Origin of the sequence: Pseudomonas sp. NPDC086251 (assembly GCF_044746405.1) — a bacterium.
GTDB lineage: Bacteria > Pseudomonadota > Gammaproteobacteria > Pseudomonadales > Pseudomonadaceae > Aquipseudomonas.
This window is the reverse complement of record NZ_JBIVBY010000014.1, coordinates 133033-149714: the sequence shown is the minus strand read 5'-3', so window position 1 is coordinate 149714 and position 16682 is coordinate 133033. Positions and strand designations below refer to the sequence as shown.

The 16682-nt window shown below is 62.4% G+C and carries 20 protein-coding genes; 2 read left to right on the top strand and 18 right to left on the bottom strand.

The features are described from left to right. The first annotated feature begins 29 nt into the window (after positions 1-29). Together ACIPL2_RS18430 and ACIPL2_RS18425 are read left to right on the top strand one after the other, a co-directional pair. Complete coding sequence (locus ACIPL2_RS18430; protein WP_401358396.1) at positions 30-497, top strand: helix-turn-helix domain-containing protein; 468 nt, start codon at positions 30-32, stop codon at positions 495-497. After that, positions 494-1069 carry a PIN domain-containing protein gene (locus tag ACIPL2_RS18425; RefSeq protein WP_401358395.1) on the top strand — a complete coding sequence of 192 codons (576 nt, stop codon included), beginning with the start codon at positions 494-496 and terminating at the stop codon, positions 1067-1069. The genes ACIPL2_RS18430 and ACIPL2_RS18425 overlap by 4 nt, the downstream gene beginning before the upstream one ends. A gap of 9 nt (positions 1070-1078) precedes the next feature. Here ACIPL2_RS18425 and phnP read toward each other — a convergent pair whose 3' ends face one another. From phnP to ACIPL2_RS18335, 18 genes are all read right to left on the bottom strand, one after another. Further along, positions 1079-1828 (bottom strand): phosphonate metabolism protein PhnP, encoded by a 750-nt coding sequence (gene phnP / locus ACIPL2_RS18420; protein WP_401358394.1) that lies wholly within the window; start codon positions 1826-1828, stop codon positions 1079-1081. Continuing rightward, complete coding sequence (gene phnN / locus ACIPL2_RS18415) at positions 1819-2388, bottom strand: phosphonate metabolism protein/1,5-bisphosphokinase (PRPP-forming) PhnN (protein WP_401358393.1); 570 nt, start codon at positions 2386-2388, stop codon at positions 1819-1821. Before phnN ends, phnP begins: the two co-directional genes overlap by 10 nt. Next, positions 2388-3533, bottom strand: coding sequence for an alpha-D-ribose 1-methylphosphonate 5-triphosphate diphosphatase (locus ACIPL2_RS18410; protein WP_401358392.1), 1146 nt, complete (start codon positions 3531-3533; stop codon positions 2388-2390). Before ACIPL2_RS18410 ends, phnN begins: the two co-directional genes overlap by 1 nt. Next, complete coding sequence (gene phnL / locus ACIPL2_RS18405) at positions 3523-4242, bottom strand: phosphonate C-P lyase system protein PhnL (protein WP_401358390.1); 720 nt, start codon at positions 4240-4242, stop codon at positions 3523-3525. Before phnL ends, ACIPL2_RS18410 begins: the two co-directional genes overlap by 11 nt. Positions 4243-4270: 28 nt before the next feature. Further along, the gene (gene phnK / locus ACIPL2_RS18400; RefSeq protein ID WP_401358388.1) at positions 4271-5080 is read right to left on the bottom strand and encodes a phosphonate C-P lyase system protein PhnK; all 810 of its coding nucleotides are present in this window, start codon (positions 5078-5080) and stop codon (positions 4271-4273) included. Then, a complete protein-coding gene (locus tag ACIPL2_RS18395; protein ID WP_401358387.1) occupies positions 5077-5949 on the bottom strand; it encodes an alpha-D-ribose 1-methylphosphonate 5-phosphate C-P-lyase PhnJ in 873 nt (290 codons plus the stop codon). The genes phnK and ACIPL2_RS18395 overlap by 4 nt, the downstream gene beginning before the upstream one ends. Then, positions 5942-7018 carry a carbon-phosphorus lyase complex subunit PhnI gene (locus tag ACIPL2_RS18390; protein WP_401358385.1) on the bottom strand — a complete coding sequence of 359 codons (1077 nt, stop codon included), beginning with the start codon at positions 7016-7018 and terminating at the stop codon, positions 5942-5944. Before ACIPL2_RS18390 ends, ACIPL2_RS18395 begins: the two co-directional genes overlap by 8 nt. Then, entirely contained in the window at positions 7018-7608 is a 591-nt protein-coding gene (gene phnH, locus ACIPL2_RS18385) for a phosphonate C-P lyase system protein PhnH (RefSeq protein ID WP_401358384.1), read from the bottom strand. The genes ACIPL2_RS18390 and phnH overlap by 1 nt, the downstream gene beginning before the upstream one ends. Next, positions 7608-8057 carry a phosphonate C-P lyase system protein PhnG gene (phnG, locus tag ACIPL2_RS18380; protein ID WP_401358382.1) on the bottom strand — a complete coding sequence of 150 codons (450 nt, stop codon included), beginning with the start codon at positions 8055-8057 and terminating at the stop codon, positions 7608-7610. The genes phnH and phnG overlap by 1 nt, the downstream gene beginning before the upstream one ends. Before the next feature lie 11 nt (positions 8058-8068). Beyond that, a complete protein-coding gene (phnF, locus tag ACIPL2_RS18375; protein WP_082378001.1) occupies positions 8069-8773 on the bottom strand; it encodes a phosphonate metabolism transcriptional regulator PhnF in 705 nt (234 codons plus the stop codon). Positions 8774-8810: 37 nt separating this feature from the next. Continuing rightward, positions 8811-9593 (bottom strand): phosphonate ABC transporter, permease protein PhnE, encoded by a 783-nt coding sequence (gene phnE, locus ACIPL2_RS18370; RefSeq protein ID WP_059407529.1) that lies wholly within the window; start codon positions 9591-9593, stop codon positions 8811-8813. Positions 9594-9748: 155 nt separating this feature from the next. Continuing rightward, positions 9749-10759 carry a phosphonate ABC transporter substrate-binding protein gene (gene phnD, locus ACIPL2_RS18365; RefSeq protein WP_401358381.1) on the bottom strand — a complete coding sequence of 337 codons (1011 nt, stop codon included), beginning with the start codon at positions 10757-10759 and terminating at the stop codon, positions 9749-9751. Between the two features lie 42 nt (positions 10760-10801). Next, entirely contained in the window at positions 10802-11635 is an 834-nt protein-coding gene (gene phnC, locus ACIPL2_RS18360) for a phosphonate ABC transporter ATP-binding protein (RefSeq protein ID WP_401358379.1), read from the bottom strand. 424 nt (positions 11636-12059) lie between these two features. Next, entirely contained in the window at positions 12060-12464 is a 405-nt protein-coding gene (locus ACIPL2_RS18355) for a hypothetical protein (protein WP_401358378.1), read from the bottom strand. A 14-nt stretch (positions 12465-12478) separates the two neighbouring features. Next, entirely contained in the window at positions 12479-13681 is a 1203-nt protein-coding gene (gene ccmI / locus ACIPL2_RS18350) for a c-type cytochrome biogenesis protein CcmI (protein ID WP_401358377.1), read from the bottom strand. Continuing rightward, positions 13674-14147 carry a cytochrome c-type biogenesis protein gene (locus ACIPL2_RS18345; protein WP_401358375.1) on the bottom strand — a complete coding sequence of 158 codons (474 nt, stop codon included), beginning with the start codon at positions 14145-14147 and terminating at the stop codon, positions 13674-13676. The genes ccmI and ACIPL2_RS18345 overlap by 8 nt, the downstream gene beginning before the upstream one ends. After that, positions 14144-14680 carry a DsbE family thiol:disulfide interchange protein gene (locus tag ACIPL2_RS18340; RefSeq protein WP_401358373.1) on the bottom strand — a complete coding sequence of 179 codons (537 nt, stop codon included), beginning with the start codon at positions 14678-14680 and terminating at the stop codon, positions 14144-14146. Before ACIPL2_RS18340 ends, ACIPL2_RS18345 begins: the two co-directional genes overlap by 4 nt. Then, complete coding sequence (locus ACIPL2_RS18335; protein ID WP_401358371.1) at positions 14677-16680, bottom strand: heme lyase CcmF/NrfE family subunit; 2004 nt, start codon at positions 16678-16680, stop codon at positions 14677-14679. The genes ACIPL2_RS18340 and ACIPL2_RS18335 overlap by 4 nt, the downstream gene beginning before the upstream one ends. Positions 16681-16682 lie beyond the last annotated feature (2 nt).

Genomic DNA, 16682 nt, shown 5'->3' with positions numbered 1-16682 from the left:
ATCGCTCATACAAAACATTGGAAATCATCATGCAAACGGTCATTCATCCACCGATCAACTTGCCCATGGAGCGCGAAGTCAAGGCGGCCATTGAAGGCCAACGTGCCTTGGCGGCTTACCTTGCCACTCAATTCGAAACCCAGCACATCCAGATTTTCGATGAGCAAAACGAAGCTCATCGCGTCGAACTCCCGACCTCGGCGCTTCGATTGCTGGTCGATATCCTCGCAGCGCTGGCAGAAGGCAATGCGGTGAAAGTGGTCCCGGTTCACGCCGAACTGACCACCCAGGAGGCAGCAGACCTGCTCAACGTCTCACGCCCACACCTCATCAAACTGCTTGAAACTGGCGAGTTGTCCTACCACAAAACCGGCAAGCACCGACGTGTGCGTTTTGCCGATTTGATGGACTATAAAAACCGGCGCGACACTGCCAGCGAGCAAGCAATGACGCTTCTTGCGGAGCAGGCACAAGCGTTAAGGACAGGATACGAGTGAGGCACTCCTCTTTTACCGCTGTATATGACGCCTGTGTGCTGTACCCCGCGCCCCTGAGAGATTTTCTGATGTGGCTCGCGCTCTCTGGGCGTTTCAGGGCGAAATGGTCTTTGGAGATACACAACGAATGGAAACGCAATCTGCTGAAAAATCGTCTGGATCTCACTGCAGAACAATTGAACCGCACATCCGAGCTGATGGATCAGGCCTTACCCGATGCTTGTGTAGCGGGTTACGAAGACCTGATCGAAGGATTAACCCTTCCCGACATCAATGATCGACATGTGCTGGCAGCCGCCATTCGCTGCAATGCCAGCGTCATCGTCACGTTCAATCAGAAAGACTTTCCCTGTTCAGCATTGGGGCCTTTTGGTATCGAGGCCCAGCATCCTGATGAGTTCGTTGACAACCTCTTTGGCCTGGATCCGGCAGCGGTAGTCGCGGCGGCGCAACGCCAACGAAAGCAGCTAAAGATGCCGCCGATGAACGTCAGCACCTACCTTGATCTTTTGCTGCGCCAAGGCCTGGTTCAATCGAGCAAGGCATTGACCCGGTATCGGGCCATTCTCTGAACTCCACTGCTAAAGCACACACCCATCAAATCCAACCCTGACATTCCCCGGCAACTCGCTCTGGTGCTGCATCAACCACGCATCCAGCGCATGCCCGACATGCGTCAACACCGCCAACGCCGGTTGCAACGCCTCGATACAGCGCAGCGCCAGGTTCAGGTCGTTGTGGTTGCGTGGCGTTTGGGGCTGCGGCGGCATTGAGCAGTCGAGGACCAGCAGATCCAGTGGTTCGCGTTGCAACCGGGCTGTTGTGGCTGGCGGCAGGCCCACGGTGTCGGTGAGGTAAGCGATCCGTCGCCCCTCGCCTTCCAGCAGATAACCCATCGTCGGTTTGGAGTGTTGCAGCGGTAACGCCGTGACGCTGAGCGTTGCGAACTGCCGGGTTTCGAAGGCGTTGAACGGTTGGCTGAAATCGAGAATTCCGGGATGTTTGTAGAGATCGGCCAGGCCTTCCGGGTCCGCCGGGCCGTGCACTGGAATCACCAGGCCCTGGCCCCAGCGCAGGTGCAGCAACCCCTGGGCGTGATCGGCGTGATAGTGGGTCTGGAAGATGCCGTTGAAGCTGCGCGGCGGGAAGCGTTGGGTCAGGTCGGGCAGACCGCTGTCGATCAGCCAGCGTTGATCGCCGCATTCGATCAACGCGCTGCACGGGCGGCGCTTGCGGCGTTCATCGTTGCGGGCCAGGTTGCAGGCCGCGCACTCGCAGCCGTAGACCGGCACCTGCCGGGCGTCTCCGGTGCCCAGTAATGTCAGGCGCATACGGCTTGCCCGTCGACGCAGGCCAGTAGCGTTTCGACGGTGTGCTGCAACGGCCCGGAATTGTCGATCAGGCACAACGCCGGATCATTGCCTTCGAGCAGGCGCTCGCTGAAACGGGCATTGCGCGCCAGCCGCGCCTCAACCTCGGCGACGGATTCACGCCCCCGGGCCAGCAAACGCTGACGCAAGACCGCTTGATCCACGGTCAGCAACACCACCAGCACGTTCGGATAACGCAGGCGAGTGGCCGGCAGATGACCGCGCGAGCCGTTGACCAGCACGTCCTGCCCCGCCGCCAGCCACTCGTCGATTTCGCGAGGGATGCCATACGCCAGACCATTGGCGTGCCAGCTCAGGGCAAACGCGCCCCGAGCCTCCATCTCGGCGAACTGTTGCGCACTGACGCCCAGCGCCGCCTCCCCGACGGCTTCCGCCGAACGCGTGATGACCCGCCGCACAATGCAGCAACCGCGTTCGTCCAATCGCGTTCGCGCGGCATCCAGCAGGCTGTCCTTGCCGGAACCCGAAGGGCCGATGAGATAGATCAACCTGCCCGCCATCAAAACACCCTCTTCGCTTGTCGCCAGACTTGTTGCACCACCGGCAATCCGTCTTGAGTCTTGGCTTGCAGCAGATCCGCGCGCAAACCGACAGCAATCTCGCCGCGATCACTCAGCCCCGCCGCTCGGGCCGGTGCCAACGTGACCATGCGCACCGCCTCGGCCAGGTCGCACTGATTGTCCAGGGCGGCCAAAGCAAACGCCGCTTGCAGCAGACTGGCCGGGTAATAGTCACTGGAAAGAATATCCAGCAACCCTTCAGCGGCCAAGTCTGCGGCGGCGACGTTACCCGAGTGAGAGCCGCCGCGAACGATGTTCGGTGCGCCCATCAGCACGCTCATGCCCAACTGCTGGCAGCCGCGCGCCGCCTCAAGCGTGGTCGGGAATTCGGCGATGGTCATGCCGTAGCGCGCCGATTCTTCGACGTGCTCCAGGGTCGCATCGTCATGGCTGGCCACCGACAAGCCACGCGCCAGGCAATGCTCGACAATCGCCGCGCGATAGCGGGTGCTGTACTCGCGGGAATTGGCCTTCTGCAGGACGATGAATTCATCCATCAGCGCCGTACTCAGGTGGTACTTGCCCATGTAGTACTCACGGTACTTGGACTCCAGAACGAATTGACGCTGGCCCGGCGAGTGGTCCATCACCGACACCAGTTGCACCAGCGGATGCTCCACCAGATCGCGGAATACGCTCAAGGTGTCGGGATGGCAGAGCTCGCAACGCAGGTGCAAACGGTGCTCGGCGCGGGTCAGGCCGGCATCGGATGCACCGGAGATCGCCTCGAGCATGGCCGGCAATTTCTGCATGCGATTGCCCTTGGGATTCACATCGCCGATGGACACCGCATCGAACACCGTGGTGATGCCGGCCGCGATGATTTGCGCGTCGTGGCTGAGCACCGCCGAGGTCGACGGCCAGTCCACGCCGGGACGCGGGGTCATGTGCCGTTCCAGGTTGTCGGTGTGCAACTCCACCAATCCCGGCAGCAGGAAATCACCGTTGAGGTCTTGCGCCTGGGGCAACTGGCTGAGGCCTTCGGCGATGTCGGCGATCAAGCCATCACGCAGCACCAGAGTGCCGAGGAACACACGGTCAGCGGTGACCAGTCGGGCATTGCTGAGGATCTGTTCAGCGGGCATCGGCGTATTCCTCGTGGTTCACGGCAGCAGGGGTCATGTCGAGATGGCGATCGGCAACCGCCTCACGGGCAGCGCGGTCGTGGAAAATGCCGATCAGCGCGGCACCCGCCTCTTTCGCTTCATTCATCAGTTCCAGCACAACCTGGCGATTGGTCTCGTCGAGGGAAGCGGTGGGTTCATCGAGCAACATCACCGGCCAGGCCACCATGAAGCCACGGGCAATGTTGACCCGCTGCTGCTCGCCACCGGAAAAGGTGCCGGGCGCCAATTGCCAAAGGCGTTGAGGAATATTCAGTCGACTCAGCAACAGCTCGGCACGCGATTGCGCCAGCGATCTGGACCAGCCGCGAGCCAGCGCCGGCTCCATCACCACGTCCAGGCACGCGACGCGCGGGATCACCCGCAGAAACTGGCTGACATAGCCCAGCGTCTGCTTGCGCACCTGAAGAATGTCCCGGGGCTCGGCGCCCACCAGCTCCAGCCAACGGCCTTGGTCCTGCACACGGATGCTGCCGCCCGCTGGCAGATAGTTGCCGTACAGAGTGCGCAACAAGGTGCTTTTACCGGCACCGGACTGGCCATGCAGCACCAGGCACTCACCGGCCTGCACGCTGAAATTCACCCCGCGCAGCACGTTCAGGACCACGCCATTCTGTTGATGCAGAGTGAAGGTTTTCGAGAGGTCACGGACCTCGATCAAGGTATTCATCGCTCGGATTCCACAGATTGACGGGACTTCACGGCTGCAACACCGAAGACACCAGCAGTTGCGAGTAAGGGTGCTGCGGATCGTCGAGGATCTGGTCAGTCAGGCCGGTTTCCACCACCCGCGAGCGCCGCATCACCATCAACCGATCGGCCAGCAGACGGGCCACGGCCAGGTCGTGGGTGACGATCACCACCGCCAGGTCTAGCTCACGCACCAACCCGCGCAGCAGGTCGAGCAAACGGGCTTGCACCGACACATCGAGGCCGCCTGTCGGTTCGTCCATGAACACCAGGCGCGGGCTCGACACCAGATTGCGGGCGATTTGCAACCGTTGTTGCATGCCGCCGGAGAAGGTCCGGGGCAAGTCGTCGATGCGCAGCGGGTCGATTTCCACCTGGCTCAGCCAGTCGATCCCTGCCCCGCGCAGTTGCTGGTAATTGCGTACGCCTTGGGCCATCAAGCGTTCGCCGATGTTGGCGCCGGCGGACACGCCCATGCGCAAACCGTCGCGAGGGTTCTGTTCGACGAAGCCCCATTCGGTGCGCAGCAAGGTCCGGCGTTCGGCTTCGCTGGCGCTGTAGAGGTCAAGCCACGCGCCGTCCTTGCCGCGATAGCCGATGCTGCCGCGCTGGGGTGACAAGCGTCCGCTGAGCAACGAGAGCAAGGTCGATTTGCCGGAACCGGATTCACCGACAATCCCCAGCACCTCACCGGGATACAGGTCGAAACTGACGTCCTGGCAACCCTTCTCCGGGCCGTACAACAGCGACAGATCGCGCACTCGCAGCATGGGCTCGGCCGTCGCGGTGGACAGATGGTTTTTCAGCGCCTGGTTCATTGGCCCTGCTCCTGCTGGCTGACGCGCTGGGCGCAGTAATAGGTGTCGGAACAGACGAAAAGCTGGGTCCCGGCGTCGTCGATGATCAGCTCGTCGAGGAACGAATCGTGGCTGCCACACATGGCGCAGCACTCGTCCCACTGCTGCGCTTCGAAGGGGTGATCCTCGAAGTCGAGGCTGGTGACTCTGGTGTACGGCGGCACCGCGTAGAGACGCTTCTCGCGACCGGCGCCGAACAGCATCAGCGCCGGGCTCATGTCGAGTTTCGGGTTGTCGAATTTGGGGATCGGCGACGGGTCCATCACGTAGCGTTCATCGACCATTACCGGGTAGGCGTAGGCCGTGGCGATGTGGCCGAAGGTGGCGATGTCTTCGTAGAGTTTGACGTGCATGACCCCGTAATCATTGAGGGCGTGCATGGTCCGGGTCTCGGTTTCCAACGGCTCGATAAAGCGCAACGGCTCCGGGATCGGCACCTGATAGACCATGATCTGATCGGCGTGCAGCGGCGTTTCCGGGATGCGGTGGCGGGTCTGGATCACCGTGGCGTCCGGGGTGCTTTCGGTGGTCGCGACGCCTGCGGTGCGCGCAAAGAAGCGGCGAATCGACACGGCGTTGGTGGTGTCGTCGGCGCCTTGGTCGATGACTTTGAGCACGTCGTCAGCCCCGAGAATCGCCGCGGTCAATTGCATGCCGCCAGTGCCCCAGCCGTAAGGCAACGGCATCTCGCGCCCGCCGAACGGCACCTGATAACCGGGGATCGCCACGGCCTTGAGCAAGGCGCGGCGGATCATCCGTTTGGTCTGTTCGTCGAGGTAGGCGAAGTTGTACGCGGTGTCGCGCACTGACGCCTGGGTCACGTCATTCATGGCTGTGGCCCTCGGCAGGCTTGCGCAGTTTGCGGATCAGTTCCAGTTCGGCCTGGAAGTCCACGTAGTGAGGTAATTTGAGGTGCGAGACAAACCCGGCGGCCTCGACGTTGTCGCAGTGCATCAGCACGAATTCTTCCTGCTGCGCCGGGGACTCGATCTCTTCGTTGAACTCCTTGGCGCGCAGTGCGCGGTCGACCAGCGCCATGCTCATGGCCTTGCGTTCGGCATGCCCGAAGGCCAGGCCGTAGCCGCGCGTGAACTGCGCCAGCTCAGTGGCCGAGCCGACGAACTGGTTGACCATCTCGCACTCGGTGACTTCGATGCTGCCCAGGTTGATCGGGAAGCCCAGCTCTTCCGGATCGATCCACACCTCCACTTCACCGATGCGAATCTCGCCGGCGAACGGGTGGTTGCGGCCATAACCGCGTTGGGTCGAATACCCCAGCGCCAGCAGAAAACCTTCATCGCCACGGGCCAGTGCCTGCAACCGCTGGGCGCGGCTGGCCGGCAGTTCCAGCGGATCGCGGGTGATGTCCGCCACCGTGTCGCTGTTGTCGGATTCGTTCTTGATCAAGCCTTCCTTGGCCAGCAAACCGAGGACCCGAGGGCACGGTTCGAGGCTGGCGTTCGGGGTGGTTTGCGGTCCCGGGTATTCGCCTTCGGCGAGCAGTGCAAAGTCCAGCAGGCGATGGGTGTAATCGAAGGTCGGACCCAGCAACTGGCCGCCCGGCACGTCCTTGAACGTGGCCGACAGACGCCGGCTGAGTTGCATGTTCGACGTGTCGATCGGCAGGCTCGGGCTGAAACGCGGCAACGTGGTGCGATAGGCGCGCAGCAGGAAGATGGCTTCGACCAGATCGCCCGCCGCTTGCTTGATCGCCAACGCAGCCAGTTCTTCGTCGTACAGCGAGCCTTCGCTCATCACCCGCGCCACGGCCAACGGCAGTTGCTGACGGATCTGCTCGACGCTCAGCTCAGTGATCGAGGTGTCGCCCCGGCGCTTTTTCGCCAGCAGACGGTGGGCATTGTCGATGGCCTGTTCGCCACCCTTGACGGCTACGTACATCAGACACGCTCCTGTGCGATGCGGGTGCTGCGTGGCAGGCCGATCAGGTCATGGCCGGCGGCGAATAACAGGTCCAGCCCGCGGGGGAATTCGTTGCGTCGTTCGCGTTCGGACCAGAAGCCTTCGGCCACCGGTAGCGCGACGCCGTGCGCGGTCTCGATCCCCGGCCCGCGCCACGCCAGCCCTGCCCCGCCGTCGAGGTTCGGCAGTTGAACCAGCAAGGTGCAGGACTGATCGGGGTAGCGGTCGTTGCCGTGATCGAAGCCGCTGAGGTCGAGCAGGTCCTCGGCAGTGAGCAAGGCGAACCGCGCGTCTTCGCGATTGGCGGTCAGCGGGCAGCCGCAGTGGAACGCCAGGTTGGCGCGAATCAGCGGCGTGTCGAAGGACGGCGCTAGCCACAGCGGCGTGTCGACATCCAGCAAGGCCAGGCACAACGCGTAGGTCGCTGGCGCCAGGCCTTCAAGGCTCGGCGTGGCGTGCAAGGTCTGGATCAAACCGGGACCGGCGAGTGCCTTGAGTGCCGCGCGAAAACTGCGTTGGGCCTCCAGCACCGGGTCGGTAAACGCCGGTTGCAACAGCTGTGCGCTCATCAGTTTTCTCCTCGCACGAGGGTGAAGAATTCGACTTTGGTAGCGGCGGTGTCCGCCTCTTTTTGCGCCCGGCGGTCGGCCTGGGCCTTGGCCAGCGGCGTGATCACTTCATCGAGCCAATGACGCTGTTGCGTGCCTTGCAAATGCGCGTCGGCCAGGGCGGCCAGTTCGGCGTGGACCTTGTCGCGCCCCGCCAGGTAGCTGTAGCCGGTACGGCCATCGGCCAGGCGCACCACACAACGGGTCACGCTCATTTCGCCGACGTTGAACGGCGCACCGTTGCCGCCCATGCGACCACGAACCAGGGTCATGCCGATTTCCGGGGCGCGGATCAGTTGGTATTCGATGTCGCGCAGTGCGGCTTCGTGGGGCTGCAATTCACTGCGACGGGCGCGGGCCAGCACGCCGATCCAGTGTTGCCGCTCGGTGTGCGGAGCAAGGTTCTTCATTGAGTTCTCCATCAAGTGACGACCTGATACTGGAAGCGATCCGAACGGCTGGTAGACTGGGCCAGCTCCACCGGGTGACCGTCGCGGTCGCGGGAAAGGGTGAACACACTCAGCGCCGGCAAATGCCGGGGCATCATCAGCAACGCGGCTTCTTCGCGACTCGGCAAACGGGCGCCGATCAGGCTCAGGGTGCGGGTCAGCGGCATGTCGCGTTCGCTCAGGTACTGGCGCAATGAGCCGCCGGTGTAGTCCGCCAGCAGCGGCGCGTGACTGGCGCAGTAGCGATGGCGGATCAGGCTGACGGGCTGGTGATCGAGCTTGCGCAGGGTCTGCAGTTCGATCATCGGCGCCATCTCGGCAAGCCCCAGGTGTGCCGCTTCTTCGCGGCTGGCGAAGCAGTAACGGCGCTTGAGCAGCACCGCTTCGACGCCCAGCCCCTGAGCCGACAACGACTGGCTGTAGGCGCTGTCGGCGGCCATGGGGTAAATCAGCGGGCGCTCCAGCACCTGCGTGCCTTTGCCCTGGCGGCGCAACAGGCTGCCTTCGAACACCAGCTCGTCGATGGCGCGGCGCAAGGTATGGCGGTTGACGCCGAAACGCTCGGCCAACTGCACCTCGGCCGGCAGGAAGTCCCCGGCCTGATAATCGGCCAGTTCACGGCGCAGGATGTCGGCCAATTCGCGGTACACCGGCTCATCTTGTCTAGACAACTGCATGCTTAAAAAAAAGCGCCCAGGGGCACCCCTCCGAAATTCAGATGAACTGCTTGCGCAGGCGTTGCGAGAGGATGTCGATCAGACTCACGACCACGATGATCACCAGCAAGACCGCACACGTCTGAACGAACTGGAAGGCGCGAATGTTCTCCCAGAGAATCACCCCGATCCCGCCGGCACCGACCATTCCGACCACCGTCGCCGAGCGCACGTTGGCCTCGAAGCGGTACAGCGCGTAGGACACCCACAGCGGCATCACTTGCGGAATCACCCCGTAGATGACTTCTTGCAGGGCACTGGCACCGGTGGCGCGAACCCCTTCAACCGGGCCCGGATCGATCGCCTCGACGGCTTCGGCAAACAGCTTGGCGAGCACGCCGGTGGTGCTGATCCACAGCGCCAGTACGCCGGCGAAGGGGCCCAGGCCAACCGCCACGACGAACAACATGGCGAAGACCATTTCGTTGATCGAACGGAAGGCGTCCATCACCCGACGCAGCGGCTGGTGGATCCACCACGGGGTGATGTTTTCCGAGCAGAGAATCCCCAGGGGGATCGAGCAGACAATCGCCAGTACCGTGCCCCACAGGGCGATTTGTACGGTGACGATCATCTCCTTGAGGTAGGAGCGCCATTCGTGGAAGTCCGGCGGAAAGAAATCGGCGGCGAAAGTCGCCATGTTGCCGGAGTCGCGGTACAGCGCCATCGGGTTCATCTCGGCGCCGTGCCAGGCCCAGGCCAGCAGGACCAGGAACAGGCCCCAACCGGCGTACTGCGGCCAGGTGCGCTTGCCGACAGCTTCAGCGTGCAGAGTGGTCATGAGGGTTCCTTGAAAAGTACGACACATGCGTAATGCCAGATGCAAACCTTGTGGGAGCGGGCTTGCTCGCGAAGACTGAGTGTCAGTCGACATCAATGCTGCCTGTCACGCCGCCTTCGCGAGCAAGCCCGCTCCCACATTTGTCCTGCGGTGAATCAGCCGGCGTTGGCGGTCTTTTTGTCGCTCTTCTCGAGCAAGGTGATGCGCTCTTGCAGCTTGGCCAGTTCGGCATCGATATCGGCCAGGCGCTTGGCCTTGTCGGCCGCCTCAAGCTTGGTGTCGGCGCTGATGGTGGTGCGCTGCTTGAACAGTTCAAGCTGACGGATCGGCAGCAGTTGGTCGTCGCTGGACTTGAGGAACTTGCCCAGTTGCATGCCCGCGAGCACGGCTTTCTCGGAATCGGTGTTGCCGTAGTTGAAGATGAAATTGCGGATCTTGGTCTTCTCGCTGTCGCTCAGGGCCTTGCTCCACACCAGTGGGTCAGCAGGGATCAGCGGCGACTTCCAGATCACCTTGAGCAGTGCAGCCTTGTCCGGCTGGGTGACTTCCAGACGGTCCCAGCTTTCGGTGTTGAAGGTCGCGACATCCAGTTGCCCTTTGGCCACGCTCAAGGCGTTGACCTCATGGCTGGAGTTGAGGGTGCGCTTGAACGCGGTGGCCGCATCGACGCCGTTCTTGGCGAACACGTAGTAGCCCGGCACCAGGTAGCCGGACGTCGAGTTCGGATCACCGTTGCCGAAGGTCAGGGACTTGGCGTTCTTGAGCATGTCTTCCACGGAATTGATCGGGCTGTCCTTGCGCACGATCAGCACGCTCCAGTACCCGGCGGCACCGTTGGCGGCGGCGGTCTGGGCGAAAATTTCGCCGTTGGAACGGTCCACCGCTTCCATGGCGGCCTTGTTGCCCAGCCAGGCCACATCGACCTTGTTGAAGCGCATGCCCTGGATCAGCCCGGCATAGTCCGAGGCGAAGGTGGCGTTGATCTTCAGGCCGGTTTTCTTCTGCATGTCATCGAGAAACGGCTGCCAGATGCTCTTCAGGTTCTGCGAAGATTCAGTGGACATGATGCCGAAGTTGATGGCTTTTTCTTCAGCCTGGGCGGTGCCTAGTACGCAACTGGCGAGCAACGCGGCGCCAGCAAAAACGCGACCGATACGGTTCAACATGGAAAGGATTCCTTGGGGTGCGCTATAGGAAAAAGTGGGTGTTCACACGCGAGCCAGCACCAATCGGGGGACGGGTTCGGTGCGGCGGGTCTGGTCGGAAAACATCAGGCTGGTGTCAATGTCGGCACCGTACAAATCGTTGAGAAACTGGCTGCTCAGGTCAGCCGCGAGGCCGTCGAAATGAATGCGTCCGCCCTTGAGCGCCACGGCGCGGGGGCAATAACGCGTGGCGTAATCGACTTGATGCAGGGTGACTACCACGGTCTTGCCGTCGCGACGGTTGATGTCGGCGAGGATTTCCATGACCTTGCGGGCGGATTCCGGGTCGAGGGAGGCGATGGGTTCGTCGGCCAGAATCACTTCGGCGCGCTGGGTCAGGGCTCGGGCGATGGCTACCCGTTGTTGCTGACCGCCGGACAGGGTCGAGGCCCGTTGCGCCGCCAGATCGGCCAGGCCGACGCGATCCAGCGACGCCATGGCGAACTGTTTTTCTTCGGTATTGAACAGGCTCAAATTGCCACGCCAGCGCGGCATGCGCCCCAGGCAACCGAGCAATACGTTGTCGAGCACGCTGAGGCGGTTGACCAGGTTGAACTGCTGGAAGATGTAGCCGATGTCGGCGCGCAAGCGGCGGACCTTGCCATTCAGCCGGCCGGAAGCTTGCACTTCACGCCCGAGCACCTTGACGCTGCCGCCGTTGTGGCGATCGCAACAGGCCAGGCCCGCGAGGTGGCGCAGCAAAGTGGACTTGCCGGAGCCGGAAGCGCCAATCAGCGCGACCATCTCACCGGCCGCGATGGTGAGTTCGAGGTCGACCAATGCGCTTTTACGCGCAAAGGTCTTGTTCAGATGATCGACATGGATAGCTGCGTTCATGGGCTTCTCTGTCTGGTTGAACAGCCGTCCATGGCCGCTTTGAAGTTCAACCGACTTTAGGCACGGGCTGTGTCAGCCCTATGACTCGCACAAGTCGCTGGAATAACTATTTGATGAAGGTTTTGTGAAAGGTTGAGCCGAATCGACCCCGCAACCAGTCCAGGGATTTCACGATTCCGGGTTCATTGGAGATCCCTGTGGGAGCGGGCTTGCTCGCGAAGACGGTCTGACAGCCAACCCATCTCCCGCAGGTGCACCGCATTCAAATGTGGGAGCGAGCCTGCTCGCGAAGGTCGTCAACGATGACGCGTTTAAACAGGATAAACGCCGCGCATTCAAAACCTTCGCGAGCAAGCTCGCTCCTACAGGGTTCAACCACGATCCTGCGCCCACAAAAAAAGGCGACCCGAAGGTCGCCTTTGTGTCACTGCCCGAACTGCCGTCCCAACCCACCCGGCACCCCATGGATATCCGTCTCTTCCCATGGCCCTTCAGGACTGATCGACCGGCTCCAGCCGTTATCCCAGCGGTAGTAGGTCCGCTGGCGGTAGAACGTGTTCGGTTGACCATCCAGCACATACACCCCGAGCTTCGGATCCCAGTGACTTTCACCGCCCGGTGGGGGCGCGAAGCTGGCCGATGTGCGCGGCAATGGTTTGGCAGGCTTGGCCGGAATGCTCGGCTTGCTCGGCGTCGGTGATGTCGACGGCGTGGGCTTGGGCTGCGACGGCGGGATCGGCGGCAGCGACGTCGGCTCGGGTCGCTGGACCGCACAAGCGCTCAGCCCCAAAACCAGACTGAGCAGGGTGATACGAGCGATGGCGGTCATGGTGGCGTTTCCTGTTATTTATCCGGGCTGTCGATGGTCAGTTGTTGCTGCGCAGTCGTGCTGCTGGCCAGAGGCTGGCTGCGACCGACCCACTCGCCGGCAGTCGGTTGGCCAGCGCGGGAGATGCGCGCAACCAGTTGGACTTCAGGGAAGTTCGACAGTTTCAACTGCGGCATCATTGCGTCGGCATCGCCCAGTTCGACAGTGACGGGCAAGTCGGCTACGGTCAGGCGTTTCGCGGCCAACGGCGCCGGTGGGCCAGAAGTGGCGCGGGCGAAGATGAACACGCTGTCGCCCGGCTGGACCTTGGCTTTGAGCTCAGGCGCCAGGTCCACACGCACCTTGAGCAGCGCGGCGACCTTGGCCGCCGGTGCCTCGGCAACCTTGCCGCCGCTGGCGACCAGTTTCTCAGTGGCCCGTTTGATCCCGCCTTCCAGCGCGGCACGGGAACTGTCCGCCGGCGGCAATTGCGCCAGCAGTCGATTCCAGTAGTCGATGGCGTCCTGATAACGCTGGCTTTCAAACGCCGCGATACCCAGCAGGCCCAGGCTGGTGACTTCTTTCGGATCGGCCTTGAGCGCTTCGTCGGTCAGGGCTTGAACCTTGTCCGACCATTTCTTGCCGTCGGCGAAATACTGCGCCTGCGCCCATTGGCCGAGCAGCTCCGGTTGGCGACCGGCAAGGGTCACGGTGCGTTCGAAGAGCTTCGCCGCGTCGCCAGGACGATCCTGAGCCATGTAAGTGCGCCCAAGGAAGTACAAGCCTTCAGCGGAATCCGGCTGAGCCTCGACCGCGCGCTCCAGGCGACGGGTCATCTCTTCCATCGACTGCGGCGCCTGGGCAAATTCCCGGGTCAGCTCGACCTTGTCGCTGGCACCGAAATGCAGGTAAAGCCCAAGCCCCAGCACCGGCACCAGAATCGCCGCCAGCAGTGGCAACGGTTTGCCCAGGCGCGACACGCGCGGCGCCTCGACGCCTTCGGTATCCGCGAGCAATTCACGCGCCGCTTCGGCGCGACCGGTGTCCAGTTGCGCGGCGTCGAGCACACCCTCTTCCTGCTGAGTCTGCAACTCAGCCACGCGCTCCTGATACAGCGCGACGTTCAGGGCAGTACGATCCTCTTCCAGCTGGGCGCGACGGCCACGCAGGACAGGGATCAACAGAAAACTCAGGGCAACCAGAAGTAGCAGACCTGCAGCGAGCCAGAAATCAATCATTCTTGGTTTTATCCAACAGGTGGTCGAGGCGCTCGCGCTCCTCGGCAGAAAGCTCATCCTTGGTGTCAGCGCGTTGCACGCGACGACGGCGGACGATCACGGCGATAATCACAAAACCACCCAGCAACAGGCCGGCGGGGCCGAACCAGAGCACAGCAGTCTTGGTGGTCAGAGCAGGTTTGTAGCGGACGAAATCACCGTAGCGATCGACCATGAAGTCGATGATCTGCTGGTTGTCCTTGCCCTCGCCGAGCATGCGGAAAATCTCTTTGCGCAGGTCCGCGGCGATCGGTGCATTGGAATCGGCGATGTCCTGATTCTGGCACTTGGGGCAACGCAGTTCCTTGGTCAGTTCGCGAAAACGCTCGCGATCACTTTCCTTGGCGAACTCATAGGTGTCGATGGCCGCGTGCGCCACGCCGGCCATGCTCAAGCCCAACACCGCAGCGGCTATCCAGCGCTTCATGGCTTGGCCTCATCAACCAGCGCCTGATACTTGGCCGCCAGTTTTTCACGCCAGACCTGCTCGTCGATCACCCCGACGAACTTGTCGCGGATGATGCCCTTGGCGTCAATGAAGAAGGTTTCAGGAGCGCCGTACACACCCAGGTTCAAACCCAAGGTGCCTGCGTCGTCACGGATGTCCAGCTGATACGGGTTGTGGAATTCCACCAGCCACTTCAAGGCGTCGGCGTTGACGTCCTTGTAATTGATGCCGTAGATCACCACGCCCTTCTCGGCCAGTTTGTTCAGCACCGGGTGCTCGACCCGGCAGGAAATGCACCAGGTGCCCCAGACGTTGACCAGCGCCGGTTTACCGACAATGTCCGCCTTGGTCAGGGTCTTGTCGCCCTGCACTGCCGGCAGGGAAAACTCCGGGAACGGCTTGCCGATCATCGCCGAAGGCAACTCGGCCGGGTCCAGATACAGCCCGCGATAAAGGAAAACAGCCACCACCAGGAAAATCGCCAGTGGCAACAGCATCAACCAACGTCTCATGCAGTGGCTCCCGACATGCCCAGTGCTTCACGCACGCGGCTTTTCACCTTGACCCGATAACGCCGATCCAGCGCCGCCAGCACACCGCCCAAACCGGTAAGCAAGCCGCCGAACCAGATCCAGCGCACGAACGGTTTGACGTGCACGCGCACGGCCCAGGCGCCATCACCCAGCGGTTCGCCGAGGGCGACGTAGATGTCACGGGTGAAACCGGCGTCGATCCCGGCTTCGGTCATCACCGAGTTCTGCACGGTGTACAGACGTTTTTCCGGGTGCAGCACGCTGACTTCCTTGCCGTCGCGGACGACCCGCACGGTGCCCTTGTCGGAGGTGAAGTTCGGCCCCTCGAAGTGCTTGGCGCCTTCGAAAATGAAGTGGTAACCGGCCAGGTCCATGGACTCGCCCGGTGCCAGGCGCAAGTCGCGCTCGGCACTGTTCTGGCTCGACAGCACGACACCGAGGGCACACACGGCGATACCGAGGTGCGCGATCTGCATGCCCCAGTAGCTGCGGGTCAGGGTCGGCAGGCCTTTGATCAGGCCTTTGTGGCGCGTCTTGTCGACGATGTCACGCACACCGGCCAGCAACACCCAGGCGGCGAGCATGAAGGTCGCGATCACCGCCCAGTTGAAATCGCCGTAAGCGACGCCCGCCACCACGGCTAACGCGGCGCTGCCGAGCAATACGGGCGTGAGCATGTTCACCAGCCATTTCACCGGGGTGTCTTTCCAGCGCACCAGCATGCCGACCGCCATCACCACCATCAGCAAGCCCATCAGCGGAATGAACAGCGCGTTGAAGTACGGCGGGCCGACCGACAGCTTGGCGCCGGTCATTGCATCAAGAATCAGTGGGTACAAGGTGCCCAGCAGGATCATCGAGGCGGCCACCACCAGCACCAGGTTGTTGCCCAGCAACAGGGTTTCCCGGGACCAGAGGTTGAAGCCTACGTGGCTCTTCACCACCGGTGCGCGCAAGGCGAACAGCGTCAACGAACCACCGACCACAAACAGCAGGAATATCAGGATGAACACGCCGCGCTCCGGGTCGGAGGCAAAGGCGTGCACCGAGGTCAGCACACCGGAGCGCACCAGGAAGGTACCGAGCAAACTCAACGAGAAGGCCGCGATGGCCAGCAACACGGTCCAGCTCTTGAACACGCCACGTTTTTCCGTGACCGCCAACGAGTGAATCAGCGCGGTGCCCACCAGCCAAGGCATGAACGAGGCGTTTTCCACCGGGTCCCAGAACCACCAGCCGCCCCAGCCGAGTTCGTAGTAGGCCCACCATGAGCCAAGGGTGATGCCGATACCGAGGAAGGCCCAGGCGACAATGGTCCACGGACGCGACCAACGTGCCCACGCCGCATCAAGACGACCGCCGAGCAGCGCGGCAATGGCAAAGGCAAAGGCCACCGAGAAACCGACATAACCCATGTACAGCATCGGCGGGTGCACGATCAGGCCGATGTCTTGCAGCAACGGGTTGAGGTCACGACCGTCCGCCGGGATCTGCGGCAGGATGCGCGCGAACGGGTTCGAGGTGAGGATCAGGAACAACAGGAAACCGGTGCTGATCATGCCCATCACCGCCAACACGCGAGCGAGCATGACTTGCGGCAACTGCCGGGAGAACACCGACACCGCGAACGTCCAGCCACCGAGGATCAACGCCCAGAGCAGCAACGAACCTTCATGAGCGCCCCAGACCGCGCTGAACTTGTAGTACCACGGCAAGGCGCTGTTGGAGTTGCTGGCGACGTAGTCCACCGAGAAGTCGTCGGTCATGAACGCGTAGGTCAGGCAACCGAAGGCGAACACCAGAAAGGTGAACTGGCCCCAGGCTGCGGGTTGAGCGAGGCTCATCCACAAGCGGTCGCCGCGCCAGGCGCCGAGCAACGGCACCACGGCCTGAACCAGCGCGAAGCACAGCGCCAGAATCATGGCCAGGTGGCCCAGCTCTGGTATGAAGAGCACGGGAATAAAGTTGCCGGAAGTCATGA